Consider the following 25069-nt stretch of genomic DNA (forward strand, 5'->3'; position numbering starts at 1 on the left):
TTTGCCCTAGTCAGGGCGATTCTTACGCCGTGATCAGGCTTGTTAAACAAGCGGGACCACCTTGCTAATCTTCGCTGCATCTCGACAAGGGTGTCTAGTCGCGGGCCATGTCGACGAACCGGCTCAAATGGAGCTGGTGCGCGACGGTGATCGTCTGTGTCGGACCGTTGCGGTGCTTGCCGACGATGATGTCGGCCTCGCCGGCGCGGGGGTCGTCGCGCTCGATCGCATCGGGTCGGTGCAGCAGGATGACCATGTCCGCATCCTGCTCCAAACTGTTGTGGACGGAGACGCCGTCGGCAACGAAGTTGTGGGTACCCGGGACCGTCCCGTCGAAGACGTCTTGCTCGCCGATACTCGTGACCTCGACGATGCGGTCCCAGTAGACGTCGTTTGTCGCAAGCATCTCGATGTCGGAATCATCGAGAATCTGGGCAACACGCGCCAATCGGCTGCGGCTGGGCGAGTGCTTCCACATGGTGGAACCGCAGAATCGTGAACCCATCGCCGCAGCGAACTGACGATGAGTCATACCTCGATCGGCGAGAAGCTCGCGGACCTTGGTCCAGACCTCGGCAGGGACAGTGTCGGTGTTGGTGTTGGAGACGACGCCAGCGAGATTGACCAGACACTCGGCTGCTTTCACACCACGGTCGCCATGGACGCCGATCTCGGTGAGGAAAGTCATCTGATTGTCGAGGCCACTGACTTGCACATTCCAGCACGGGCGATAGCCCGACTTTGCCGTCCTGATGACGCGACCATAGATGCCGTGACGGGCCAAGAGTTGGCAAACGTCGTCAGCAAGGCGTCGCGAGGTGGTGGCGTAGTAGATCCGAGCCTGCTTCAGCTTCGCGTCCCAGCGGACCGAACCATCGGTGGCCCAGAGGTGATGTAGGAACAGTGCCACCTGGCTGTTGGGCGTCATGAAGACGGGCTCGGGAACGAACTTCTCGTAGCTGCGCAGCCCGAACAATCCGAGTTCATCGAGCCACTTGGCGATAGGGTTCCGCTTGCCGTGTGTGAGGTGGTACGGCGCCGGTAGCCGGAGTGTCGTCACCCGTGCTGCTTCGTAGTCGTCGCGGACAGCCTCGACTCCCCACGCCTTCGCGGCAATGGTCACGGCACTGAGGTTTGCTTCGTCGACGCTGGCATACCGCAATGGCTGACGCTTCACGCACGAGCCGTCACCGATCATGTGCGCGAGCATGACCAACTCGTCGTTGGCCATCTCCTTGGTCTCAGCTGGCTCGGGTACCGAGCGTGGGGCGGCGACGCGGTCGCCGACCTTGAGGTCCTCCAGTGCGATCCAACCGTCGACCGTCATGAACGGGTGGTTGCCCGTTGCCTCCACAATGCGGCCGGATGCCAAGCGTAGGCGGAACACTTCCTTGCGCCCGCTGGGAAAGACCTTCACCATCGGGCGTGCCACCATCCGCATGCGCTCATCGAGCGACCACACCAGCGGTTGCTCGCCCGATTCCATCAGCTCGCCCAGTGTCACTTGTGCGCCGGTATCGGCACGGAGGATGCGCGTCGACGCCGGGAGGCAGCCCGACTCGCGCAGGTCCGAGACCTGCGGGCGTTTGTCGGTGCGCTGTTCCGGGCCACGGTTGAGCTGGGAGATCGCGATGACCGGGACCTCGAGCTCCTTGGCCAACAGCTTCAACGAGCGGGAGAACTCCGACACCTCTTGCTGGCGCGATTCGACCTTCTTGCCCGACGTCATCAGCTGCATGTAGTCCACGACGACCATCTTCAGGTCATGGCGCTGCTTGAGCCGACGGGCCTTGGCGCGGATCTCCATCATCGTCAGGTTCGGGGAGTCGTCGATGAACAGTGGCGCCTCGGAGATCTCGCCCATCCGGCGGGCCAGGCGCGTCCAGTCGTCGTCGCTCATCGAGCCGGCGCGCATGTCCGCGAGCTTCACCTTCGCTTCTGCCGACAGCAGGCGCATGACGATTTCGTTCTTGCTCATTTCCAACGAGAACATCGCACCGGTGAGTCCGTGGTGGATCGAGCACGATCGCAGGAAGTCCAGGGCCAGCGTCGAATTGTGGGTCGGCACCATCGCCTCGCCGGCCAGGTACAGGTGGTCGGGATTGTCGACCTGCACGCAGCGCACCGGCACGCTCGGCACCGGCGTGATCGCGACGATCCGCCGCGAATGGGTCGGCCGCCGCAGCTCCTTATGCCGGACCGCCTTGTGGTGGACGGTGAACACGTCGTCGTCGGCCTCGACGCTCAGCCATCCCGACGCCAGCCGTCGATACGTGTAACCGAGTCCGGCGACGAGGTCCCCGACGATAAAGGTCATGTGCCGCGTCGCGGCGGCGACGGTGATCCGCCCGTCGTCCTCGACGATTGCGCGCGCATCGAGAATGCCGGCCAGCAGCGCCCGACGCTGAGCGATCGAGCCGCGCAGGTACTCCACCGGCACCTGTCCGCCCAGGTCGGCCATCAGCGTGAGGACGTCGACCTCGCCCTCGGCGTCGATGCGCATGCCGATCTCAGGGTCGTCGAAGGCCATTCCGGCCAGCGCGCCCACCGTGTACGGGCCGTAGGCGAAGCGCCGTCGGGGCAACTCGAGCGGTTCGGCGTTGCGCACGGACGCGCAGCCGACGAAAGGCCGCAGCTGTTCGGTCGTCGCGACGACGACATGGTCGTCGATCTGCGACTGCCACTGGTGCTCAGCGTCGGCGACGAGCACGCCGCCGTCGTCGAAGCGCACGGCGTAGCAAGTCCGCTCGGTGAGCACGTCGGTGCTGGCGACTACCTTCGTCGGCTTCCCGTCGGCGCCGATGAGGAGGTCGCCGACGGCGACGTTGCCCATCGTGGTCCAGCCGCTCGGTGTCGGCAGCGGGGTGTCGAGCGCGAGCGCTTTTCCGACGCCGGGACGCGCCGCGACGATGATCATCTGCCCCGGGTGCAGCCCGTTGGTCAGCTTGTCGAGGTCGGCGAAACCCGTCGGCACGCCCAAGGAGATTCCGCCGCGCGAAGCAATCGAATCCAGCTCGTCCATCGTCGGCTGGAGCAGCTCCTCGAGCGGGAGATAGTCCTCGGAGGTGCGCCGCTCGGTGACGTCGTACACCTCGGCCTGTGCGCGGTCGACGACCTCGGCGATGTCTTGGCCCTCGCCGCCGGCATAGCCGAACTGCACGATCCGCGTGCCGGCCTCCACCAGCCGTCGCAGGATCGCCTTCTCCGCCACGATCTCCGCGTAGAACCCGGCGTTGGCCGCGGTCGGCACCGTCGAGATGAGCGTGTGCAGATAGGGGGCGCCACCGACGCGCTTCAGTTGGCCGCGGCGCTCCAACTCGGCGCCGACGGTGACCGCGTCTGCAGGTTCGCCCTTGTTGAACAGGTCGAGGATCGCGTCGTAGACCGCCTGGTGCGACGGCAAGTAGAAGTCGCCGGGCCGGATCTTCTCCAGCACGTCGGCGATGGCGTCCTTGGAGAGCATCATCCCGCCGAGGACGGACTGCTCTGCGGCTTGGTCTTGGGGCGGCTGCCGACCGAACTCCTCGTTCGGCAGGTCGTCGGGCATCGGTTCGTGACCCTGGTCCTCGGTCACAGACACACGCCCACCCCCTTCCTGGATGTCATCCAGTCCCCGCGTTTGGGCCGCGTCGGCCCGCCTTCATGTCCTTGATACGGCAGACCCCTGACAACGGCGGCTTCGGGAGGTTCCCGCGGCGTTCTCGGTGCCGTCCCGCCTCCGCGTCGTCGAAGGGCCTAGCGATTCAACTTTGGGAAGGGTAAGGGCGATTCGGGAAACGCTCAAACAGCACCCTGTGGACAGTTTGTGGAGAACTTGTGGATTGTTGCGCATTCACCGTGAAGGACTGTGGACAAATCGGGGGAAAACTATCTGGTGACACGAGATATCGGATTGTTTCCCCTGGTTATGAATGGTTTTCGTTGTCCACAGCAGGTGACTTTTGTCCTGTTCGGCGTGTCGTGCGCAACGCGCCGAAACAACTCTCAAGCAAACCCTCAACCTCGCGTAGGCGTCGATAATGTGAACGGCATCACAACAGTCGGTGTCTGCGGTGCGGGTCCCTGGACGGTCGCTGGGAATTATCCCCAGGTGTCCCGGGCCTGGACGTTCCGTGGTGGAATGTCACTCGACAACACAAGGGGAGAATCCGCATGAAGAAGGTACTGCTGCGCGCGATGACAGCCGTCGTCGCCGTCGGGTCTGCGCTTGCTCTCGCGCCGGGATTGGCCACGGCCGCGACCCCACCCGAACTCGACTTCGCCGCCTATCCCGCCGTCGACGCCAACCGCTACGTCTCGTACAACTACGACAACAACGGCCGGGCCTTCTTCCGCGCCGGCGAGTTCTATTGCTCCATCGGATCGCGTCCGGGCCGCGTCGCCTGCAAGGGCCGTCCGGCCACCGCCCCGCCCGGAATGCAGGGCGTCCTGCTCAACAACCACCAGGGCCCGTGGTGGGTCACGCCCGCGGGATTGGCCGCACCGACCATCAGCCTCGTCCCCGAGGCGTACTTCCGGGCTCCCGTGCTGCCGGTGAAGCGCAGCATCCACATCTACGACGTCACCTGTGCGCGTCCGCGTCCCGCCGTCGTGTCCTGCATGTGGACTGCTGGCCGCGGATTCGTCATCAGCCCCAAGTGGCACAAGTTCTATGCGCCCCGCGATGTGCGCGACGCGAACCCGCCGTCGCATCTGCTGCCGCCGAGCCTGCGGTAGCGGGTCTCGATACGCCGTCTCGCCTAGCGGCTCGACGGCACTCGACCACCATCGCCGACCGAGCCCGGATTCGCGCCGACCGAGCCCGGTTTCGCGCCGACCGAGCCCAGACAAAACGAAACCGCCGCCCGGGATCAACCGGGCGGCGGCTTCGTTTGCGTGTGGCTTACTCCGCGACGACGGCCAACTCGAAGTTGGCGGCGACGTTCGGGTGCAGCTTCACGATCACCGGGTAGGTGCCGGTGGCTTTGATGTGGCCCTTGGGCAGTTCCACGTTGCGCTTGTCGACGGCGGGCCCGCCAGCGTTCTTGATGGCACCGACGACGTCATTGACGGTCACCGAGCCGAACAGCTTGCCCGAGTCGTGCGTGCGCACACCCAGGGACACCGACGCGAGGCCCTCGAGGGCTTGCTTCAGCTCGTTGGCGTGCTCCACGTCGCGCACCTCGCGGGCCTGCTGGGCCCGCTTGATGCCCTCGACCTGCTTCTCGGCACCACGGGTGGCGACGATCGCCAGGCCGCGGGGCAGCAGGTAGTTGCGGCCATAGCCGTCCTTGACCTCGACGGTGTCGCCGGCGACACCGAGGTTCTCGACAGCAGCAGTCAGGATGAGCTTCATGAGTCTGATCCCTTCCGCTTATCGGCCCGACGAGGTGAACGGCAACAGCGCCACCTCGCGCGAGTTCTTGACGGCGATCGCGACGTCGCGCTGGTGCTGCACGCAGTTACCAGTCACCCGACGCGACCGAATCTTGCCGCGGTCCGACAGGAACCGACGCAGAAGCGCGGTGTCCTTGTAGTCGATGACCTGGCCCTTGTCCTTGCAGAAGCTGCACGCCTTGGCCTTGACGACCTTTTCGATGCGGGGCTTCCGACCCTTTTGTTTTGCCATGAATTACTCCAGATAGATCTCAGAAAGGTGGTTCGTCGCCGGCACCGCCGGAACCCGCCGGGGGCGCACTGCCCCACGGGTCCTCGTTCGCCACGGGCTGGCTCGACGTCGGACGGCTGCCGCCGCCCGCACCGAAGCCGCCACCGCCGCCACCGCGCGAAGCGCGCGTGACCTTGGCGGTCGCATACCGCAGCGAAGGGCCGATCTCATCGACGTCGAGCTCGTACACCGTCCGCTTCTCACCCTCACGGGTCTCGAAAGAGCGCTGCTTGAGGCGGCCGGAAACGATGACGCGGGTGCCCTTGACGAGCGACTCCGTGACGTTCTCGGCGGCCTCGCGCCAGATGTTGCACCGCAGGAACAGCGCCTCGCCGTCTTTCCATTCGTTGGTCTGACGGTCGAAGGTGCGCGGCGTCGACGCCACCGTGAAGTTGGCGACCGCGGCACCGGACGGCGTGAAACGCAGTTCGGGGTCGGCCGTCAGATTCCCGACGACGGTGATTACCGTTTCTCCAGCCATGTGCTTATCCCTCGAGGTGTGGTGTTTCGGATGGGCGGCGCGAGTTCGACGTGCCGTTCCCGGTCTGGGTCATCGCCCAGCCTAGGGAGAGGCACCGACATCCGCGAGCATTACGCGAAGTCGCGCACGCTCACTTGCGCAGGACCTTGGTCCGAAGCACCGACTCGTTCAGCTTCAGCTGACGGTCGAGCTCGTTGACCGTGTCCGGCTCGGCGTTCAGATCGATGACGGCGTAGATGCCTTCGCTGTTCTTCTCGATCTCGTAGGCAAGACGGCGCTTGCCCCAGATGTCGACACCGTCCACGGTGCCGCCATCCTTACGGACGACGTTGAGGAAGGTATCCAGGGAGGGGGCGACGGTGCGCTCGTCCAAGCTCGGATCGAGGATCACCATCAGTTCGTAGTGACGCATAAGACCACATCACCTCCTATGGGCTAATCGGCCGCGGACTGTCCGCGGCAGGAGGGTCGCCTGCGTCGGCAACCGCTCCAAGATACATGAGGACCGGTTGACCTGCGAAATCGTGGTCGCGCGGTGGTTGGCGGATAACGTATAGCGCATGTCTGCCGCCGCCTCCGACGTCGTGCTGGGCCCGCTGGACCGCACTCGCCGCGGCGAAGCAGTCCTTGCATCGGTGGTATCGGTCCTGTTCACCTGCCTCGCGATGGCGTGGAGTTATTCGGCGAAGGTCGTGTGTGGCGGTGCGCCGTTCAATGCGGAGGGGCGGTCGCGGCGTTGGCCGATCGGCGATCCCCACGCAGTGATTCCCTGCTACTCGGACATGATGAACCTCTGGACCGGGCGCGAGATCAACAATCACGTCTTCCCGTATCTGAGCGGGGCGATCACCGAGAATGGCCACCTCGTCGGCGGGTCTGTCGAGTACCCCGTGCTGTCGGGGATGCTGATGTGGCTCGGGGCAATCGGCGCGCACACCGACCGCGCATTCTTCATCCACTCGGTGATCATCCTTGCGCCGTTCGGCATCGTCGTCACGCTGCTGCTCGTGTACCTGGTGCGCTGGTGGGCGTTGTTGTGGGCAGCGACTCCGCCGCTGGTGCTCTACGCCTTCCACAACTGGGAGCTCCCGGTCGTCGCGACCTGCGTCGGCGGCATCGCCGTCGTCGCCTATGGTGCGTCCCTCGACGCCGATGGCAATCCGCGCCTGTCGCTGCGCACCGCGGCGGTGTGGGCGGCCATCCTCTTTGGTATCGGCTTCAGCCTGAAGATGTATCCGGGCTTCTTCGTTCTGCCGCTGGCGCTGTACGTGCTGACGCGCGGGGGCGGATTCGTCAGCCGGTTCCGCTCGCCGAAGGACGTGCCGGCGGATTTGGACTGGCGTGGCTTCTGGTACACCGCCGGCGCCGCGACGGCGACGGTCGTCGCCACCCAAGGGCCGTTCATGGTGCTGGGTTGGGAGGGGTGGCGGGCAGCGCTGTCGTTCCAGGGCAAGCGCAAGGCCGACGTCGATACCAACTCGATCTGGTACTGGGGATGGCGGCACCTGACGGGCGGAATCCCCGGGCATTGGGGGACGTCGGACGGTTTGAACTCCTTTGTCGGCGTCGCGTCGCCGCTACTCATCGTCGGGTCGTTCGTCCTCGCCTTGTGGCTCGGTTGGCGGGTGTACAGCCCTGACAAGGTGACACTGGGCGTGTACCCGTGGATCGGGGTGTGCGGTGCGATGCTCGCCGGGTTCATGGTGTTCCACAAGGTGCATTCACCGCAGTACACGCTGTGGATCCTGCCGTTCTTCGCGCTGCTGAAGATCCGGTGGCCGGTGATCGTCGCGTACCTGCTGGCGGACCTGTCGCTGGACCTGACGATCTTCCGGCTGTTCGGCATCATCAACGATCCGTCGCACCCGCCGATGAAGTGGTGGGTCATCGGGGGCGTGAACTTCGGGGTGTGGGTGCACGCTGTACTGCTGGTCTATCTGATCTTCGCGTTCGTCAAGGCTGCGCCGCGAGAGCCGTTCGCGTCGTTTGGCTTCCGCGTGCCCGACGTTGCGCGTGTGCCCGGTGTGAAGGCCCCGATACCTGCGTCTGGTTGACCTGCGGAGGGAGCATTTCCCTTTCTATCGCAGCTGTCGACAGGTTTCGGTGGCCATTCAGGTCGGCGTGGGATCGGCTCCTCGGCGGCGATGCCGATCTTTGCTGGTGAAAGCGCGGATCTCGGCTAGGACGCTCGGCCATTCGTTGAGGATGCGTTTGAGACGGTAGCGGCGTGGGATGTACCCGAGTTGAAGTGCGACCCCATCACGGCGTGCGTCTTCGGCGAGTTGTTCCTCGCTGCTGTGGTGGGTCTCCGAATCGCATTCGAATATGAAGCGGTCCCCAACGAGTAGATCGACGTGTCCGAGCCCAGGTATGTGGGCTTGCGGCGTGACCCGGTACCCGGCAGCGCGGAGCCGGACACGGGCGATCGATTCGGTGCCGGATTGAGCTTCGGCGTCGCACTTGGCCAGCATCTTTTCAGTTCGCGGCGGAACGAAGCCCCATGACTCGCGGAGTTCTCGCTCGTTGAGGAGCTTTTGGTTGTAGACACTGTCTACCGCGGCGATCCACTCATCCTCAGGCAAGCATCTGCTTGCGCACGCGAGCGCGACGGGAATCGAATCGATCGCATGATGTGCCGGCGGTGTGGGTCCCCAGCCTCGGCATTTGCGAACTCGCGAATTCTCCTGATGGCGACCGAGCCGATAGTGGACCACCCGTCCCCTTCGGTGGCGTGGGGCTATCCACACCCCGTGGGCTGCGAGTGCGGATACGCAACTCAGAACGCCGCCGTACCGAATGGCGATACGCGCCGCCTCCTCGGCGACGGCGAGTCGATGGGCGGGATCACCGAGGTTGGACCCAGGGGCGGGATGGCCCGGTTTGGGTGGTCGCCGGTGGGACGGGAGTGGCGACGCGTACCACCCCTGTCGGAGGCGTTCGAGCTGTCCTCTGCGGACGGCTTTCCGGATTTGCCATTCGGTGAGGCCGCGCGCGAGCAGTTCGGCGGTGCGCCAGATGCTTACATCCATGCTCCCTTGGACGCAGTCGGGGGTCGGACGGTTCCGTCGGGTGTCGTTGGGTGTGACCTGGAATCTGCAGATGGCTGGGACGAAAAGGGAGATCCTCCCTCGGACCGTCCCCAGTTGTCAGGTTTCAGGGCGCATACTGGCCGCATGCTGACCGCTGGATTGGTCGTGGCGCTCGGGGCCGCCGCGCTGCATGTGTACATCTTCTATTTGGAGTCGATCGCGTGGACGGCGCCAGCGGCGCGGTCGGTGTTCGGTACCAGCAAGGAAGAAGCCGAAGCGACCCGCGAGATGGCCTACAACCAGGGCTTCTACAACTTGTTCCTGGCCGTGATGGTCGTCGTGGGCGCGGTGATCGTCTGGACAACCGATCACCGAGCGGTCGGCGTGACGCTGGCGCTCGCCGGGGTCGGGGCGATGCTCGGGGCGGCGCTCGTGTTGGGCCTGTCGGGGCCGTCGCGCCGGAAACCGGCAGTCAACCAGGGTGCATTGCCGTTGGTCGCTATAGTGCTGCTCGTCCTCGGCTTGCTCGTGTGATCTCGCCGGAGCCGCCGGAGCCGGAGCCGGAGCCGCTGGTTGTCAGCCCTATCGGTCTGACGTCGCTCGTAGGGTCATTTGCGCCCTCTAGGCGTGACCTCGCTCGAGTGCGGACGCCGCGACGTCGTAGCGTTGAGTCGTGATCGATCAGTGGTTGGGGGCACCGACTCTCGAATACGGAAATGTGCGGCTGCGGCCGCTGGAGATGGCCGATGCCGAGGCGTTGGGCGGTTTGGTCGACGATCCCGCGCTGTTCAAGTGGGCGCCGGGCGTCCCGACAGATATCGCGTCAGCGCGGGACTTCATCAGTACCGCACTGGATGCTCGCGCGGCCGGGACGCGGACCGCGTTCGCGGTTCTCGACGGCGACCGAATCGTCGGATCGACCAGCTACTACGAAATCGACCGGGCCAACATGGCCACCGCGATCGGGTACACCTTCTACACCGACTCGGTGCAGGGGACTGTGGTCAATCCGACCTGCAAGTACCTATTGCTCCAACATGCCTTTGAGAAGTGTGGCGCTGTCCGCGTCGTGTGGCACACGCACGAGGACAACGCACAGTCGCGCGCAGCGATCGCCAAACTGGGCGCGCAGTTCGAGGGCTTGCTGCGCAAACACCGGAGGTTCGGTGACGGGTGGCGCACCACCGCGCAGTACGCAGTCACCGATGACGCCTGGCCCGAAGTGAAGGCGGGGTTGTTGGCGAGGATCGACTAGCCACTGAAACCTGTCGAGGGTCGGACCGCAAAGGGAGGATCTCCCTTTGCGGCGCGCTAGTTGTCAGGATTCGGGGTGATCAGGTCACGGTCGCTGGTGAGTGGCCAGATGCGTTGGGGGAATCGTCCAGCGCTGGGGCAGCGGCGTCATCCACCGGGTCGTAGTGCTCCCACACGATGTGCAGGCACACGCCCGCCAGCGCGATCAGACGCACGACCACGGCCAGCGAGTAGACCTGTGGCGGCAACCAGTGGTGCTCGGGGGCCAAATACACACCCGCGCGCGGCACCCACGCCAGCGCCTCCACGACCATCCAGGCCATCAGCACCCGACTCGAACGCACACTGAGCACGGCCAGCGGGATCAACCACAGCGCGGACTGCGGGGGCCAGACTTTCGCGACCATCAGCACTGCGGAGATCAGCAGGAAGGCGATGGCGTACACGTTCATCCGCCGGGGTGCGCGAGACACGGTGACTACTACCGCTACGACGATCGCTGTCGACAACACCAGGCTGACCACGTTCACCACGGTGACGTTCACATTCAGCTTCGTCAGCGAGGCGATGGCGCCGTAGATGCTGTCGGGCTCGGGCCCCCGCGCCGACCAGGTACGCCAATACTGAACCCACCCGTCGGGAGCGCCGATCATCACGGGCACGTTCACGACCAGCCAGGTCACCATCGCCGCGACCATCAGGCGCGGGATCGTGTCGCGCGGGGTGGGGTCTCGATACAAATCCCTCGCAAACTCGGGATTCACTCGACCACCGTCGGGGTCCAGTCGACCTCGCCGCGCACCGACCACGGCGTCGATGAGGATGGCGAAAATGACGAGCAACGGCCAGGACGCCGTCGTCACGGACAGCCCCAACAGCACGCCCGCAAGCCACGACCGTCGACGGTCCCACGCGAGCAGGCCGGTCATCACCAGCGCGACGGTAAGGAGGTCGAACGTGGTGAACGCGTGGACGAAAACCACTGGAGACAGTGCGGCCACCCACACGAACCAGCGTCGATCCCCGGCGAGCTTGACCAACGCCCAGATGGTCACCAGCCAGCACAGGGCCAGCACCACCGCCATGACGTTGAAGAACACGACCGGACTGATCGCCGACGGAATGCCCCACCGCTCGTGCAGCTCCTGCCAACCCGCCGTCGCGCGGGCCGCGGCGTAGGCGACCATGCTCGACCCGACCGGGTCGTCCATCCGGCGAACGACCGTCTTACCGTCGACCGTCTCGCTCCACGACGTCCAGAACGGCACGCCGTCACCGAGATGCTTGCGCGTGTACGTCGGCGGGATGCGGGTGAAGCACAGCGAGTACCACTCGCGCTGGTTGGCCCAGTTGAGGTGCTTGCCATCGTCGGCCGAGGGGTGCGACGAGGAGACCCGCGTCGACGAGACCGCCGCTGATGACCCCGCCTTGTCCGGGGTCTCCTGCAGGCACGCCGTCTTGCCCGACCACCCGACCGCCAGCGCCAACAACGCCAAGACGAAGAGCACGCGTAACGCGGAGAACCGTGCGCGACCGACTGCGGCGTGCGCGCCGAGCGGACCGCCGATCCGCCCTGCTGCCGGTGCTACGAGCGGATCGTGCAGCGACGGAGCCCAACGTCGCACAGACCGATCATGGTCGGGCGCCAGCGGCGCGGGGGACTCCACGCGTCAGAAGCCCCAGCGCGGACCCGGCCGACCGCGCTGCTGCGGACGGTTCGGTTGCGGGCGCCCACGCTGTTGTGGACGGCCGCCGGGCGCGGGGATGGTGATACCCGGTGCGACGGTGATATTGCCGTCCTCACCTTCGCCCGGCAGACGCGGGCGGTCGCGATCACGGGAGCGCGACTTGGTCGCGGGCGGCGGCGGTGGCGCCTCGTAGGGCACGCCGGCCTGACCTCCGACGGCTTCGGGGGTCGGGAACTGCTTGATCGGCTGGCCCTCGAGCGCGCCGTCCATCGACGCCTTCCAGATCTGCGCGGGCACACCTGAGCCGTACACCGGGCCGCCCCACGAGTTCTTCAGCGCGGTGCCCTTGTCGGTGCCGACCCAGACTGCCGTCGACAGCTGCGGGGTGTACCCGACCATCCAGGCGTCCTTGTTCTGGCCGGTGTCGCCGAGCTGGGCGGTACCGGTCTTCGCGGCCGACGGGCGGTACCCGTAGGTGGGGTCGTAGAGGCTGTTGCCGTTGGAGTACCCGGCGATCGGCTCGAGCGCCGCAGTCACGTTGTCGGCCACCTTCGCGGCGAAGACGCGCTTGCCGGGATCGGGCTTGCGGTTGAAGAGGACGGTGCCGTCGTTGGTCTCGACCTTCGTCACGAAGTGCGGCTGGCGGTAGATGCCCGACGCGGCGAGCGTCGCGTACGCCGACGCCATGTCGAGGACGCGGGACACGTACTGGCCCAGGACGACGCCGCCCTCGACGCCGCCGTTGGATTCCTGCAGCGTGTGCGCGATGTCGCCGAAGCTCTCGGCGATACCGGCCTTGTGTGCGGCGTCGGCGACGGCCTGAGCCTGGCCGCGCAGGTCCATCATGAGCCGGTAGTAGACGGTGTTGAGCGACATCTTCATCGCCGTCGCCAGGTTGCACGACCCGCACGACTCACCGTCGGAGTTCTTCACGACGAGCCCACCGGAGCCCTCGTATTCAGAGGAGCTGTAGATCTTCGACAGTGGGATGTCCTGTTCGAGCGCGGCGACCAGCGCGAACACCTTGAACGACGAACCGGTCTGCAGGCCGGCGCTCGCGTAGTCCCAACCCTGGCCGTCAGTGCCGCCGTAGTAGCCCGAGATGCCGCCGGTCGACGGGTCGATCGACACGATGCCGGTGCGCGTGGTCTTGGGATAGTCGGCGAGCTTGCTCTTGGCCGCGTCGACGAGCGCCTTCTGGTTCTGCTTCTTGATCGTGGTGGTGATCTTGAGGCCGTCGGTGCGGACCTGCTGCTCGGTGATGTTGAGGGTGCCGAGCTCGGCGAGGACCTGGCGCTTGACCAGCCCCATCGGACCGTCGTCCTGCTGGGCGCCGCCCTCGGTGTACTTGACCACCTTGGGGTACTTCATCGTGTCGCGTTCGGCCTGCGTGATCGCGCCGATCGAGACCATGCCGTCCAGGACGTAGTCCCAGCGCTGGCGTGCCAGCTCGGGGTTGGTCTGGGGGTCGTAGTTTGCTGGCGAGCGGATCGACGCCGCGAGGACCGCCGACTCCTCGGTGGTCAGCTTGCGGACGTCTTTGCGGAAGTAGGCCTGTGAGGCGGCGGCCACGCCGTACGCGCCACGACCGAAGTAGATCGTGTTCAGGTAGGCGGCCATGATGTCGTCTTTGGTCCACTCGTTGCTCATCTTGGTGGCCATGGCCAACTCGACGAACTTCCGCTTGTACGAGTGCTCATCGCCGACGAGGGCGTTCTTCACATACTGCTGGGTGATCGTCGACCCGCCGCCGGCGTCCTCGCGGCCGGTGAGCTTGCCGACGACGGCGCGGGACAGGCCGCGGATGGAGAAGCCGGAGTTGCTGCGGAACTCGCGGTCCTCGGCAGCGATGACGGCTTCTTGAAGTGAGATCGGGATGTCGGTGATCTTGACGTCGGTGCGGTTGCCCTCCGGCGGGATGACCTTGGTCATGACGCTGCCGTCGGCGTAGAGGATGTTGGCGACCTGGTTGTGTTTGATCTCACCCGATGCGGGCACGTGTGCGAACACGTAGGTGATCAGGAACGCCAGGATTCCGATGACGGCGATCACCGGGATGAAGGCGCCGACAAAGCCGACTCCCCAGGCGATCCGCTTCTGTTTGGCGGCGGTCGCCTTCTCTTTGGCGGTTGCCAGCGACTTGCTCGCAGCCGATCCGGAAGTAGTGCCCGAACTGGGGGTTGTGCGCTTGGGGGGCTCGTTAGCGCTGCTCATACATTGCCTTTCCGCGTGCCGCGCCGCGCGCTGTCGGGTTCACGACAGTATGCGGTCGGCGCGAGGATCACTTCGCCATTTTACGCGTTCGCGACGGCGACGATTTCAGGCCGGAAACGTAGGAGCGCACCAAATGGTTCCAGTGGCAGGTCCGGCAGACCTCGACGACGTGCACGGAAAACTCCGCGTGTTTATGGGCGAGGAGTTCGATCTCGGCGGCCGAGCGCGCCGATCCCGAGGCCTGCCCCAGGCGATCGCCGAACACCCACGACACCATCGTGAGCGTTTCCTTGCGGCAGATCGGGCACGTGATGTCCGACGGTGCGCCGTGGAATGCCGCGGCCCTGAGCAGGTACGGATTGGCGTCGCAGACCTCGCCGATGCCGACGCGGCCGGAGTTGACCTCGGCGAGGCGGGCTCGTCGTCGGAGGGCGTAGTCGACGACCTGCCGGGGCGCAGCCTCGTCCCACGCGGGGGTGTCGTGACTGGGGGCCGCCATGGGTCAGAGAGTACTCGCGTGGTCTGTGCGCGCTGCGCAGGTCAGTGATCTCGGCCACCCGGCTGGCGGTTCTATATATCGGTGCGATACATTTAGACACAGCATCGATCTGATGGCTCACTGTGATAGGCCCGATCACACGCTCGACGTGTGTTCTAGAGACAAGGAGGCGGTTTTGCTCGAACTGGCAATTCTCGGCCTCCTGCTCGAATCGCCGATGCACGGCTACGAGCTGCGCAAGCGGCTCACCGGACTGCTGGGTGCGTTCCGTGCGTTCTCGTACGGCTCGCTCTACCCCACGCTGCGCCGGATGCAGGCCGATGGATTGATCGTCGAAGACACGAGTCCCGATGGCATCAAGGTGCGTCGTGGTCGTCGGGTCTATGTGCTGACCGAGGCCGGTCGGGCTCGCTTCAACGAGCTCGTCGCCGACACCGGTCCGCAGAACTACACCGACGACGGCTTCGGTGTGCACCTCGCGTTCTTCAGTCGCACCCCGGCTGTGGCGCGGATGCGCATTCTCGAGGGTCGCCGGCGGCAGGTCGAGGAACGACGGGAAGGGCTGCGCGAAATGCTCGGCCGGACCGGTCGCGCCGATGACCGCTACAGCCGACAGCTCCACGAGCTGAGCCTGGAATCCAGCGAACGCGAAGTCCGCTGGCTCAACGAACTCATCGCGGCAGAAGCCTCTGACGCGGATGAAACCCCAACGAAGACGACGACGGGGGCGCGCAAGGCGTCGACGTCGAGAAGAAAAGGAGAGCCCGACCATGGGTGAGCCCAATAAGGTTCGTGTGGCCATTGTGGGCGTGGGAAACTGCGCTTCATCCTTGGTCCAGGGAGTCGAGTACTACCGCGACGCGGATGAGAACGGGACCGTTCCCGGCCTCATGCACGTCAAGTTCGGTCAGTACCACGTGCGCGACGTCGAGTTCGTCGCCGCTTTCGACGTCGACGCCAAGAAGGTCGGCTTCGACCTCTCCGAGGCGATCAACTCGTCGGAGAACAACACCATCAAGATCTGCGACGTGCCGCCGCTGAACGTGCCCGTGCAGCGCGGTCACACCCTCGACGGTCTCGGCAAGTACTACAAGGAGACCATCACCGAGGCCGACGGCACCGGTGTGGACGTCGTCGCGGCGCTCAAGGATGCCGACGTCGACGTGCTCGTCTCCTACCTGCCGGTGGGCTCGGAAGAGGCTGACAAGTTCTACGCGCAGTGCGCCATCGACGCGGGCGTCGCCTTCGTCAACGCCCTGCCGGTCTTCATCGCGTCGGATCCCGTGTGGGCGAAGAAGTTCGCCGACGCCGGTGTGCCGATTGTCGGTGACGACATCAAGAGCCAGGTCGGCGCGACCATCACCCACCGCGTGATGGCCAAGCTGTTCGAGGATCGCGGCGTCGCCCTCGACCGCACCTACCAGCTCAACGTCGGCGGCAACATGGACTTCAAGAACATGCTCGAGCGTGAGCGCCTTGAGTCCAAGAAGGTCTCCAAGACCCAGGCCGTCACCAGCAACCTGAACGGCTCGCTGGCCGGCAAGGTCTACGACAAGAACGTCCACATCGGCCCGTCGGACTACGTCGCGTGGCTCGACGACCGCAAGTGGGCTTACGTCCGCCTCGAGGGTCGTGCCTTCGGTGACGTGCCGCTGAACCTGGAGTACAAGCTCGAGGTGTGGGACTCGCCGAACTCGGCCGGCATCATCATCGACGCCGTGCGCGCCGCGAAGATCGCCAAGGACCGTGGCCTGGGCGGCCCGATCCTGCCGGCCTCGGCCTACCTGATGAAGAGCCCGCCGGAGCAGATCGCCGACGACGTCGCGCGCGCTCAGCTCGAGGCGTTCATCATCGGCGCCGAGTAAGAACGGTTACTCCAGGAGCCCCTGCCCGTCCGGGTGGGGGCTCTTGGCGTTGGGGTCACGGACATCGGCCGAATATGGAGGGCCTGAGGGAGCACCTCCCTCTGAGCTTGGCTATTTGGCAGGGTTCAGGGCGGACCCACATGCACAGCGACCTCACAGTGATTTCGCGGGTATGTGCCGGTATTTGTGGCGCATCCTGTAGGTGGAATCCGCTCTCGTGGACTTATAAGGAGTGTTCGACGGTGAAGATGACTACCGCCGTGGTCGGCGCGGCGGCCTGCCTTGCCGCCGCGACCCTTGCCGCACCTGTCGCCCCGCAAGCCGGTGCGACCGTCCGCTCGAGTGTCGACATTGCCGCACCGTCGTCGTTCTCGAACTACACCGTCGGGTGCCACTACGAGGTCCGCGTGAAGGTCGACGACGCGACGACTCCGGTCCGGCTGGTGGAGAGCACCCCCGGCTCGCAGTACCGACCGACGGTCGCCACGGCCATCCCCTCCGCCGACACCGCGATCCTGGTGTGGACGCCGACCCAGCCGGGTCGTCGCACGCTGATGGCGGTGCAGCCGACGCGCGGGCGGATGGTCTACAGCAAGCCCATCACGGTTTCCGTCTCCAACGGCCTCGTGGCGTTCGGGCTCTGCTTCTCGTTCTGAGGCTCTTTGATCTGGGCTTCCGAATCTAAGGGGCTGCGGATGTCGGTGGGCGCCGATATATTTCGGGCACCATCCCACGTCCCCACCACTATCGGAGCAGACACATGGCCAACGTCGACGCCGTCAAGAACAAGATCCAGCAGATCCTCGTCGGGAATCTGAATAACGTCACACTGACCAAACAGGGCGGGTTCAGCGTGCGCAACGGCTCGGCGCGCGTTTTCGTCGACGTCTCCGAATGGCGCGAGACCCACACCCTGGTGAAGATCGAGATCCCGGTGCTCTTCGACGTCCGCCGCTCGCCCGAGCTCTACGAGCGGATCGCGTTCCTGGCCGGGCAGTACGTATTCGGAACGATCTATCTGCGGGCAGTCGAGGACCCCACCATGGTGATGGTCGCGTTGGAGCACAACCTGCTGGGCGACTACCTCGACGAGGCAGAACTCGTCGAGACGGTGCTGCTCCTGGCCAATGTCGCCGACGACGTCGACGACGAGCTCAAGGCGGAGTTCGGCGGCGAGCGCTTCCACGAAGAAGGCTGATCGCCCGTGGCAGGCAGCGACACCGAACTCATCGTCGATGCGACTCGGTCGGAGGTGAAGCGCTGGGGCGGTGAGAGCCCCGGCTATCTGCATCTCGCGGTCGTGTTGGCGCGGCGGTGGCCAACCGAGTTCGACGAGGAGTTCGGCGACGAGGGGCTGCGTCCCATCGAGAAGCGGCTCGGCGACGCCGAGTTCATCGGCGACGAGGCCGGCGTGCGCGAGGTGCTCGACGCGGGGTCGCACGTGGAGATCCTCGCCAAGCTGAAGGAACTCATCTCCGCAGCGCCTGATGGCCCGTCCGTCGTGCTCACCAAGGGGGCCTCGCCGGCAGTCGTACCGACTACCGGCGGCGGTTCCGGTGCCGCCGGTGCGGTCGAGGACGTCGCCGGGACGGATTCGGCGGAGCAGGATGCCGGTGTCGCGGATGGAACCCCGGCAGGAGGGTCCGCTGTCGAGCACGGAGGGACGGCCTCCTCGTCGGTCCCCGAAGGCGAGAAGCCCGCCCGCGACCGCGAGCAGATTCTCGGCCTGGCCAAGCGCGTGAAAGCCGAGGCGATCGTCGGCCGCGAGGCCGAGCACCGGGAGGTGGCCGCACTGCTGTTGGCGGAGTCGGCGGGGCCGATCGTCGTGACCGGTGAGCGCGGTTCGGGGCGGACGAGTTTCATCCGCGGGTTGCCGCTGGTGCTAGAAGCCGCAGGCATTGACCTGGCTGTGTTCGAGGTGCCGCAGGACCAGGACTTGAGCCCCGACGATCTCTACCGCCTGCTGCGGCAGGCGCCGGAGGACTCGGTGATCGTCGTCGACGATCTTGATCGTCGTGCCATGCTGCGCGACCAACATCCGCTGGTCGAGATGCTGCGCGCGTTGCGCGGGGCCAGTGACTGCACGAAGGCACGGGTCGTCGTGCTGTTGGAGCAGTCGAGTATTGGGCGGTTCGAGACGTACGTAGCCGATTTCGGGCACCTTGTGCCGTTGCGGACGCTCGACGAGACGTCGGCGAAGTCGGCGATCGATCGGGCCGTCGAGCAGGTCACCGCGCGGTATGAGGGCGTCACTCCCGACGCCGAGTTGCTGGTGGCGGTGGCGGCGCCACCAGCGCGCACGGAGAAGGTCGTGCATCCGGGGTTGGCCGCGCGGCGATTGGATTTGGCGTTGGCCCGGGCGGCGGTGGAGGGCCGCGATACCGCGACGATGCTGGACTTGCATCGCGATGGATCAGCGCCGGCGCTGCGCAGTCGCGTCGAAGAGATGTCGGCGGTTATGAAGGCGCGGGTGAAGGGTCAGGATTCCGCGATCGAGGCCGTCACCAGACGGTTGGCGCTGACTAGGTCCAACCTGGATTTGCGGCCCGAGCGGCCCAACGGCGTGTTCCTCTTCGTCGGACCGACCGGTGTGGGCAAGACCGAACTCGCCCGCGAAATCGCGCGGGTGGAGTACGGCGGCGAGGATGCGCTGATCCGGCTGGACATGTCGGAGTACTCCGACAGTTGGGGCGTGAGCCGGCTGACCGGGCCGATGCCCGGGTATGTCGGCTCCGATACCCCCGACGACTGGTTGACCACCAAGGTGGCGAACCTGCCGCGGTGTGTGGTGCTGCTCGACGAGATCGAGAAGGCGCACCCCGTCGTGTGGAACGTCTTCCTCCAGGTCTTCGACGCCGGGCGTCTGAGCGACAGCCGTGGCGTGACCGCGGACTTCCGCGATGCGGTGGTCGTAATGACGAGCAACATCGGTGTGCGGGAATCGAATTCGAAGCCCATCGGGTTCGGAGTGTCCGCGGGTGCGGAGCGTTCACGCGCGTTGGCGCTGGATGCGTTGAAGGACACGATGCCGCCGGAGCTGCTGAACCGGATCGACGAGGTGGCCCAGTTCGAGGCGCTCTCGCCGGAGTCGATCACCGAGATCGCGCGGGTGGAGGTCGACGGCGCGGTCGCGATGCTCGCCAGCCGAGGCTGGACGGTCACCGTCGACGACGATGTCATCGAATGGCTCGCCACGACCGGCTACGACCCGGCCTACGGTGCGCGGCATCTGCAGCGCAACATCGAGCGGCGCCTCCTCGGTGAGCTGGTGAGGTTCTCCGAGCGCGGTGTCTCGTCGGTCCGCGCCAGCGTCCGCGACGGTGAGGTCGTCATTAGCGAGGCGTGACTTGGGCCCAAAGGGATGAACCCCGGTTGAGCCTGGCGGCGATGTCCGGGTTCGTCGCTACTGTGGGTTTCCTCGCGACGGAAGGATGACGGATGCCTAAGACGATTGCCGACATGGTGGAGCTGACAGGTAAGCGGGTGCTGGAACATCTGGATCGTGATGCGGAGATCCCATTGGTGACGGTCGCGGGTGCGCAGGGCGATGTCCTCGTCGTACGGGTCGACGACGAGGAGCCTGCGACTCAGGCGATGCCGTCGACGGTGGTCCTCGTCGAATCGGAGGTGTCGCCGAATACGCATTCGTTGCATCCGAACGGGCCGGCGTTTTGGCGGGCCGATGACCGAGACGAGTTCTCTGACGAGTTCTTTGATGGGTTGCTGGTGGGTGTGTTGACGGTGCCGGCGGGGTCGGAGGTGTTTCTGAGTCACGAGGAGCACGGTGGGCTTTTGGTGGGTGAGGGGACGTTTGCGTTCCGTCGTCAGGGTGAGTTCGGGCGGCCGGTCGCGGATTGAGTGCAGTGGAGGATCTGAGCCGGTTTGGCCCGGACGGTGAGTTGACTGCTGGGCAGCGTGACTATGCCGGTCGGATCGGCGAGTTCTGGGGTAGGCGCGCCCTGTCGACCGATCGGTGTGATCGCGCGGATGTGGAGTATCTCGTCGAGCGGGTTTATCGGGCGTTCGGCTTCGATCCGCCGACGACTGTCGAGTGGGCGCAATCTCCACTGGATGGCGCTTTGCGGGCCACGGGTTTGGGGGTGGGACGGCAACACCTCCAGCACGATATGCGCATGCAGTTGCGGTTTGACTTGCGTGACCGGTTTCTGCTGGCGTCTCCGGCGAGGGGGCGCCCACCGGCTGAGCAAGACGTGCGGGTGTGGCAGGCATTGGAGGCGCGGGTGAGCCCGACGTTGGGCTTTGAACTCGACAGACTGATGTGGGACCAGCGCAGCGGATGGCTCGGCGCCGCTTTTCCCGACAGCGCGGATGCGATGTCGCCGGAGGTGCCCGGTGAGTTGAGCGCTTGGCAGGACGGTCAGTGGATCGCGCGGCTGACGTGTCAGCTGGCGTTTGACGGTGCGGCTGACACTGATCAGCTGACGCTTGACGGTGCCGCAGGTGCCGATCGGTTGCGCGCGGTGGCGGCGGTGACTGCCGCGGTGGGGTTCTGGTGGCCGATGGAGGACGCTGTCGTTCTGGCGGAGCGGCCCACCGGGATAGCGCGCGATGCGGTGGGGCGGTTGCATTGTGAGGACGGTCCGGCGTTGATGTTCGCCGACAGCTTTGTGGTCTATGCGTCGCACGGGACGCTGGTTCCGCCGGACATGGTCCACGGTCAACCGTGGTCGGTGGCGCGCATTCTGGCCGAGCGCAACGTCGAGGTGCGGCGCTGTGCCGCTGAGCAGATGGGGTGGGAGCGGTTCCTGGCCGAGGCTGATGCGACGTTGATCGCCGAGGTGCCCGACCCGGGCAACGATCCGCACACCCTGCAGCTCTACGAACTGCCCGAGAAGATGCACGACCCCAATTTCCCCAGGGGGCTGCGGGTGTGCCTGTGCACCAATGGTTCCGACGAGCGTGATGGCACTAGACGGCGATACGGCGTCCTCGTTGCGGGCAACGTTGACGATCCGGTCGCAGCGATCGCCGAAACCTACGGCGTGCCCGCCAGCGTGTACCGCCAGCTGCAGGTGCGGCGCTAGGCCCGGGTCTCGATACGCCGGCTCGGGGCCTGGATACACCGACTCCGTAATCTGAACCGATTGGTCCGGTTTCGTCGTTGGGGGTTTCGTGGCTGTCGTCCCGGTCTTCGTGTCGTCGACGTTCCGTGATTTTCACGGGGAGCGTGACGTGCTGGCCGCCGGTGTGCGCGAACGGCTCGACGAGCAACTGAAGGACCTGGGCTGCCGCGTGGAGATCATCGACCTGCGGTGGGGCGTCGACACCACCGGCGTCGACGAGGAGGAAGCCGCGCGTCGCGTCGTCGACGTGTGCCTGCAGCAGGTCGCGCGGGCGCGGCCGCTGTTCGTCGGGCTGGTCGGTGAGCGCGTCGGCTACATCCCCGACGGCGTGCATGCGCGGTGGGTGGCCGATCAGGCCGGAGTGCCGGCGTCGCAGCGCGTCGAGGGGCTGTCGGTCACCGAGCTGGAGTTCGGGTTCGGGATGCTGTGGGACTCGGCTCCCGACGGTGAGCACCTCGTCGTATTCCGGGACCTCATCGGTGAGGCGCCGGATGAATGGGTTGATCCGGATCGTGACCGGGTCGTCGCGTTCCGCGCGGAGGTCGCTGCGAAAGCAGCGTCGAAGCGTGTGTCGACGATCCGTTACGAGGCCGCAGCCGATGGCCAGACGGTGGCGCTGGATGTCGTTGTCGTCGGGGGTGAGTCGGTCTCGTTCGAGGACCTGATGGTCGAGACGTTGGCCGGACCGGTGCGCCGACGCGCCGAGCAGGTGATCGCCGAGTCGGGGTCGGGGTGGTCGGGGCAGGAGCTCCTGTTCCGCGACGACCACCGCCTGGCGATCGGCCGTGAGGAGCTGATTGCTGATCTCGTCGAGCGCGCCGTCGACGGTGGTCGACTCGTCGTGGTCGGGGAGTCGGGAACCGGTAAGTCGACGATCCTGTGCGGTGTCGAGGAGCAGCTGCGCGCGCAATCGGACGTAGCGGTCGTGTCGGCGCTGCTCGGAGCGTCCACGACGGGGGTGTCCGGGCGCGACGTCGTCCTGCGGCTCGTCGAGCAACTCGAGTCGGTGATCGGACAGACGCTGGCGCCGGACCGCAACCCCGGTGATCCGCTCACGATTGCGGTGTGGCGAGACTTGTTGACCGAGGCGGCGGCTGCGTTGCCCGGACGTCTGGTCGTCGTCATCGATGCGCTCGATCTCCTGGCCGACGATCAGAGCAGGCTCGATGTGTGGCCGGCGCGCGTCGTCCCGCCCGGCATCGGACTGGTGTGCTCGACGACCGACCCGGAGCAGGCGCAGGTCCTCGCCGATGCCGACGCTGAGATCGTCCCCGTCGGAGATCTGTCGTCGGAACTCGCCGTGCAGGCGGCGCAGACCTGGGCGGGACGGTCCGGGCGGGAGTTGCCGGCACCGGTGCTCACTGTCATCGGGGCGGTACCGCGTTCACCGTTGTGGGTCCGACTCGCCGTGGACCTCTTGGCCGACCTCGACGGCGACGACTTCGCGTCGATCGCCGGCGATGCCGATCAGGCCGCCGCGATCGAGCGGCTGCTGATGGACCGGGTCACCGCGCTGCCCGCCGACGCCGAGGACGTGGCCGGGGTGTTCCTCGGACGCGTCGGCGAGCGCATCGGTGACTACGCGGCCGCGGTCTTACTCGGGGCGTTGGCGACGGTGCGGTCGGGCTTCGCGCCGAGTGACCTCGCGGCACTAATGCCCGACGACCCCGATGCCGCTCATAAGGTTGCCGTCGCACAGCGCGTTCTCGGTGATCAGATGCGGACGGTCGATGCTGCCGGACGGATCGCTTTCGCCCATGCCGCGCTGCAGCGCCGCGCGGCCGGATTCGCCGGGCCCGACGTGCACACCAGCATCGTCGGCGTCCTTGAGGCCGATGACGCGTGGGACGACGTCGATGCGTGCGACGCCGCGTGGCATGCCGTCTACGCGTCGGCCGAACCCGCGCAGGGCGGCACCCTCGACTTGCCCAGGGTGCTGGAGCGCGCGCTGAACCATGTGCCGTCCGGGCTCGGCCTGGTGCTCATGCGTGCGGTCGATGCGCACCCGAGCGAGGGGATCGCGATGGTCGGCGGCGTGGACCGTTCAGAACTGACCGTCGACGGGCTGGACTTGCTGTTGCGGGCCCAGACCATCGTCGATCGACGGCACGTGCTGCCGCTCGACCGCGTGGCGCTGAGTCGTGCCCTGCTCGGCGTCGTCCGTGATGGTGAAGGGCCGACCAACGCCGAGGCGGTCACCATCGCCCTGGCCAACCTGGGCACCGAACTACATCAGGTGGGTGAGCTCCAGGAATCGCTCGACGCGTACTCGGAGTCATTGGCGGTCGCACGCGCCGAGGTTGCATCGGGCAGTTCTGGCGCCGAGGCCCAGGCCGCTTCGGTGATGAGCCGCGTCGGCGATTTGCGGATCGCGCTGAACGATCTTGAGGGGGCGCTGACGGTCTTCTCCGAGCAACTGGACCTGCGCCGCGCGGCGGTGGCTGCGGAGCCGGATTCGGCGGAGCTCGGGCTGGAACTGGGCATTGCGTGGGCCAACGTCGGGCGAGTACGGGAGGCACGTGGTGAGTGGGATGCCGCGGCGCACGCCTACGCGGAGTCGGTGCAACTTCGGCGGGCGGCCCTCGAGGCCGATCCGGATACGGCGCGATTCTCCGGCGGACTGATGTTCGGGTTGAACTGCCTGGGCCGGGTGCGGGAAGCGCAGCGTGATCAGGCCGGTGCCCGGAGAGCATTTGAGGAGTCGCTGAATTTGGCGCGTGCGCAGATGCGGGCACACCCCGGTTCGATGACGGCAGGGTTGCAGCTCGCTGTTGCACTGAACGACGTGGGTCGGATGCACGACGCGGCCGGTGATCTGGCTGGCGCTCTGCGGCTGTTCGACGAGCAGTTGTCGATGGTCCGCGGAATGGTCGACGCCCAGCCGGGGTCGGCGGAGGTTGTCCGCCTGCTCGTCGTCGCACTGACCAGCGTGGGTGTCGTCCGCCAGGCGGACGGCGACCTCGACGGTGCCATGGAGGCGTTCGGGGAGTCATTGGAATTGGCGCGCGAGAGGCTCGCCCAGGAGCCGACGTCGATGCTGGGGCTATTGGACGCCTATGTGGCCTGGGACAACATCGCCACCGTCCACTTTGAGCGTGGGGACGCGCAGGCCTCGCGGAACGCCGCAGAAGAGGCCGTCGCCGTTGCGCGGGACCTGTACGAGACCGGGTCGGGCCGCAAGGTTGCCAGAGACAACCTCGCCAATTCGCTGGCGTTCCTGGCCGACCGTTGCGACGAGCTCGGTGATGGTGAGGCGGCAGCGCGCGCCCGGACTGAAGGTGCGGTGGTCGAGCAGTCGTAGTTGTGTC

General features: G+C 66.2%; 20 protein-coding genes. 12 read left to right on the top strand and 8 right to left on the bottom strand.

What is annotated here, in order from left to right; translation table 11 throughout:
• Positions 1 to 94: 94 nt before the first annotated feature.
• The gene (locus tag B4L26_RS06255) at positions 95 to 3547 is read right to left on the bottom strand and encodes a replicative DNA helicase (RefSeq protein ID WP_290717197.1); all 3453 of its coding nucleotides are present in this window, start codon (positions 3545 to 3547) and stop codon (positions 95 to 97) included.
• A 605-nt stretch (positions 3548 to 4152) separates the two neighbouring features.
• On the opposite strand from B4L26_RS06255, the gene B4L26_RS06260 reads away from it, so the two are divergent.
• Entirely contained in the window at positions 4153 to 4716 is a 564-nt protein-coding gene (locus B4L26_RS06260; RefSeq protein ID WP_290717136.1) for a hypothetical protein, read from the top strand.
• A 166-nt stretch (positions 4717 to 4882) separates the two neighbouring features.
• Here the strand turns inward: B4L26_RS06260 and rplI are convergent, their stop codons facing one another.
• From rplI to rpsF, 4 genes are all read right to left on the bottom strand, one after another.
• A complete protein-coding gene (gene rplI / locus B4L26_RS06265) occupies positions 4883 to 5335 on the bottom strand; it encodes a 50S ribosomal protein L9 (RefSeq protein WP_290717139.1) in 453 nt (150 codons plus the stop codon).
• Between the two features lie 18 nt (positions 5336 to 5353).
• Entirely contained in the window at positions 5354 to 5608 is a 255-nt protein-coding gene (gene rpsR / locus B4L26_RS06270) for a 30S ribosomal protein S18 (RefSeq protein ID WP_290717141.1), read from the bottom strand.
• Positions 5609 to 5627: 19 nt separating this feature from the next.
• A complete protein-coding gene (locus tag B4L26_RS06275) occupies positions 5628 to 6128 on the bottom strand; it encodes a single-stranded DNA-binding protein (RefSeq protein WP_290717143.1) in 501 nt (166 codons plus the stop codon).
• A 130-nt stretch (positions 6129 to 6258) separates the two neighbouring features.
• Positions 6259 to 6540 carry a 30S ribosomal protein S6 gene (gene rpsF, locus B4L26_RS06280; protein ID WP_290717145.1) on the bottom strand — a complete coding sequence of 94 codons (282 nt, stop codon included), beginning with the start codon at positions 6538 to 6540 and terminating at the stop codon, positions 6259 to 6261.
• 148 nt (positions 6541 to 6688) lie between these two features.
• Between rpsF and B4L26_RS06285 the strand changes: the two genes are divergently transcribed.
• From B4L26_RS06285 to B4L26_RS06295, 3 genes are all read left to right on the top strand, one after another.
• Positions 6689 to 8182 carry a hypothetical protein gene (locus tag B4L26_RS06285; RefSeq protein WP_290717147.1) on the top strand — a complete coding sequence of 498 codons (1494 nt, stop codon included), beginning with the start codon at positions 6689 to 6691 and terminating at the stop codon, positions 8180 to 8182.
• A 1119-nt stretch (positions 8183 to 9301) separates the two neighbouring features.
• Complete coding sequence (locus tag B4L26_RS06290; RefSeq protein ID WP_290717149.1) at positions 9302 to 9691, top strand: DUF1304 domain-containing protein; 390 nt, start codon at positions 9302 to 9304, stop codon at positions 9689 to 9691.
• 142 nt (positions 9692 to 9833) lie between these two features.
• Entirely contained in the window at positions 9834 to 10412 is a 579-nt protein-coding gene (locus B4L26_RS06295) for a GNAT family N-acetyltransferase (RefSeq protein ID WP_290717199.1), read from the top strand.
• Between the two features lie 79 nt (positions 10413 to 10491).
• Here the strand turns inward: B4L26_RS06295 and B4L26_RS06300 are convergent, their stop codons facing one another.
• From B4L26_RS06300 to B4L26_RS06310, 3 genes are all read right to left on the bottom strand, one after another.
• Positions 10492 to 12036, bottom strand: coding sequence for a glycosyltransferase 87 family protein (locus B4L26_RS06300; RefSeq protein ID WP_290717151.1), 1545 nt, complete (start codon positions 12034 to 12036; stop codon positions 10492 to 10494).
• 45 nt (positions 12037 to 12081) lie between these two features.
• Positions 12082 to 14313, bottom strand: a complete 2232-nt coding sequence (locus B4L26_RS06305) for a transglycosylase domain-containing protein (RefSeq protein WP_290717153.1) — start codon at positions 14311 to 14313, stop codon at positions 12082 to 12084.
• Positions 14314 to 14380: 67 nt separating this feature from the next.
• Positions 14381 to 14812 carry a DUF5318 family protein gene (locus B4L26_RS06310; RefSeq protein WP_290717155.1) on the bottom strand — a complete coding sequence of 144 codons (432 nt, stop codon included), beginning with the start codon at positions 14810 to 14812 and terminating at the stop codon, positions 14381 to 14383.
• Between the two features lie 175 nt (positions 14813 to 14987).
• Between B4L26_RS06310 and B4L26_RS06315 the strand changes: the two genes are divergently transcribed.
• From B4L26_RS06315 to B4L26_RS06350, 8 genes are all read left to right on the top strand, one after another.
• Positions 14988 to 15590 (top strand): PadR family transcriptional regulator, encoded by a 603-nt coding sequence (locus tag B4L26_RS06315; RefSeq protein WP_290717158.1) that lies wholly within the window; start codon positions 14988 to 14990, stop codon positions 15588 to 15590.
• Complete coding sequence (locus tag B4L26_RS06320) at positions 15583 to 16677, top strand: inositol-3-phosphate synthase (protein ID WP_290717161.1); 1095 nt, start codon at positions 15583 to 15585, stop codon at positions 16675 to 16677. The genes B4L26_RS06315 and B4L26_RS06320 overlap by 8 nt, the downstream gene beginning before the upstream one ends.
• A gap of 242 nt (positions 16678 to 16919) precedes the next feature.
• Positions 16920 to 17333: a hypothetical protein gene (locus B4L26_RS06325; RefSeq protein ID WP_290717163.1), complete on the top strand. Its 414-nt coding sequence runs from the start codon at positions 16920 to 16922 to the stop codon at positions 17331 to 17333.
• A gap of 104 nt (positions 17334 to 17437) precedes the next feature.
• Positions 17438 to 17875: a T3SS (YopN, CesT) and YbjN peptide-binding chaperone 1 gene (locus B4L26_RS06330; RefSeq protein ID WP_290717165.1), complete on the top strand. Its 438-nt coding sequence runs from the start codon at positions 17438 to 17440 to the stop codon at positions 17873 to 17875.
• A 6-nt stretch (positions 17876 to 17881) separates the two neighbouring features.
• Positions 17882 to 20023, top strand: coding sequence for an AAA family ATPase (locus B4L26_RS06335; protein ID WP_290717167.1), 2142 nt, complete (start codon positions 17882 to 17884; stop codon positions 20021 to 20023).
• Positions 20024 to 20115: 92 nt separating this feature from the next.
• Complete coding sequence (locus B4L26_RS06340) at positions 20116 to 20535, top strand: hypothetical protein (RefSeq protein WP_290717169.1); 420 nt, start codon at positions 20116 to 20118, stop codon at positions 20533 to 20535.
• Positions 20536 to 20810: 275 nt separating this feature from the next.
• A complete protein-coding gene (locus B4L26_RS06345; protein ID WP_290717172.1) occupies positions 20811 to 21722 on the top strand; it encodes a DUF6745 domain-containing protein in 912 nt (303 codons plus the stop codon).
• Positions 21723 to 21810: 88 nt separating this feature from the next.
• Positions 21811 to 25062 carry a tetratricopeptide repeat protein gene (locus tag B4L26_RS06350; protein WP_290717174.1) on the top strand — a complete coding sequence of 1084 codons (3252 nt, stop codon included), beginning with the start codon at positions 21811 to 21813 and terminating at the stop codon, positions 25060 to 25062.
• Positions 25063 to 25069: the final 7 nt, after the last annotated feature.

The organism is Gordonia sp. UBA7599 (assembly GCA_002477755.1).
Classification (GTDB): Bacteria; Actinomycetota; Actinomycetes; order Mycobacteriales; family Mycobacteriaceae; genus Gordonia.

What these genes read in the sequence shown, in the direction of transcription:
- rpsF (WP_290717145.1), bottom strand. Translation starts at nt 6,540, where the DNA reads ATGCGTCACTACGAACTGATGGTGATCCTCGATCCGAGCTTGGACGAG.
- B4L26_RS06255 (WP_290717197.1), bottom strand. Translation starts at nt 3,547, where the DNA reads ATGCCCGACGACCTGCCGAACGAGGAGTTCGGTCGGCAGCCGCCCCAA.
- rplI (WP_290717139.1), bottom strand. Translation starts at nt 5,335, where the DNA reads ATGAAGCTCATCCTGACTGCTGCTGTCGAGAACCTCGGTGTCGCCGGC.
- B4L26_RS06320 (WP_290717161.1), top strand. Translation starts at nt 15,583, where the DNA reads ATGGGTGAGCCCAATAAGGTTCGTGTGGCCATTGTGGGCGTGGGAAAC.
- B4L26_RS06290 (WP_290717149.1), top strand. Translation starts at nt 9,302, where the DNA reads ATGCTGACCGCTGGATTGGTCGTGGCGCTCGGGGCCGCCGCGCTGCAT.
- B4L26_RS06310 (WP_290717155.1), bottom strand. Translation starts at nt 14,812, where the DNA reads ATGGCGGCCCCCAGTCACGACACCCCCGCGTGGGACGAGGCTGCGCCC.
- B4L26_RS06340 (WP_290717169.1), top strand. Translation starts at nt 20,116, where the DNA reads ATGCCTAAGACGATTGCCGACATGGTGGAGCTGACAGGTAAGCGGGTG.
- B4L26_RS06260 (WP_290717136.1), top strand. Translation starts at nt 4,153, where the DNA reads ATGAAGAAGGTACTGCTGCGCGCGATGACAGCCGTCGTCGCCGTCGGG.
- rpsR (WP_290717141.1), bottom strand. Translation starts at nt 5,608, where the DNA reads ATGGCAAAACAAAAGGGTCGGAAGCCCCGCATCGAAAAGGTCGTCAAG.
- B4L26_RS06330 (WP_290717165.1), top strand. Translation starts at nt 17,438, where the DNA reads ATGGCCAACGTCGACGCCGTCAAGAACAAGATCCAGCAGATCCTCGTC.
- B4L26_RS06285 (WP_290717147.1), top strand. Translation starts at nt 6,689, where the DNA reads ATGTCTGCCGCCGCCTCCGACGTCGTGCTGGGCCCGCTGGACCGCACT.
- B4L26_RS06345 (WP_290717172.1), top strand. Translation starts at nt 20,811, where the DNA reads ATGCAGTTGCGGTTTGACTTGCGTGACCGGTTTCTGCTGGCGTCTCCG.
- B4L26_RS06275 (WP_290717143.1), bottom strand. Translation starts at nt 6,128, where the DNA reads ATGGCTGGAGAAACGGTAATCACCGTCGTCGGGAATCTGACGGCCGAC.
- B4L26_RS06305 (WP_290717153.1), bottom strand. Translation starts at nt 14,313, where the DNA reads ATGAGCAGCGCTAACGAGCCCCCCAAGCGCACAACCCCCAGTTCGGGC.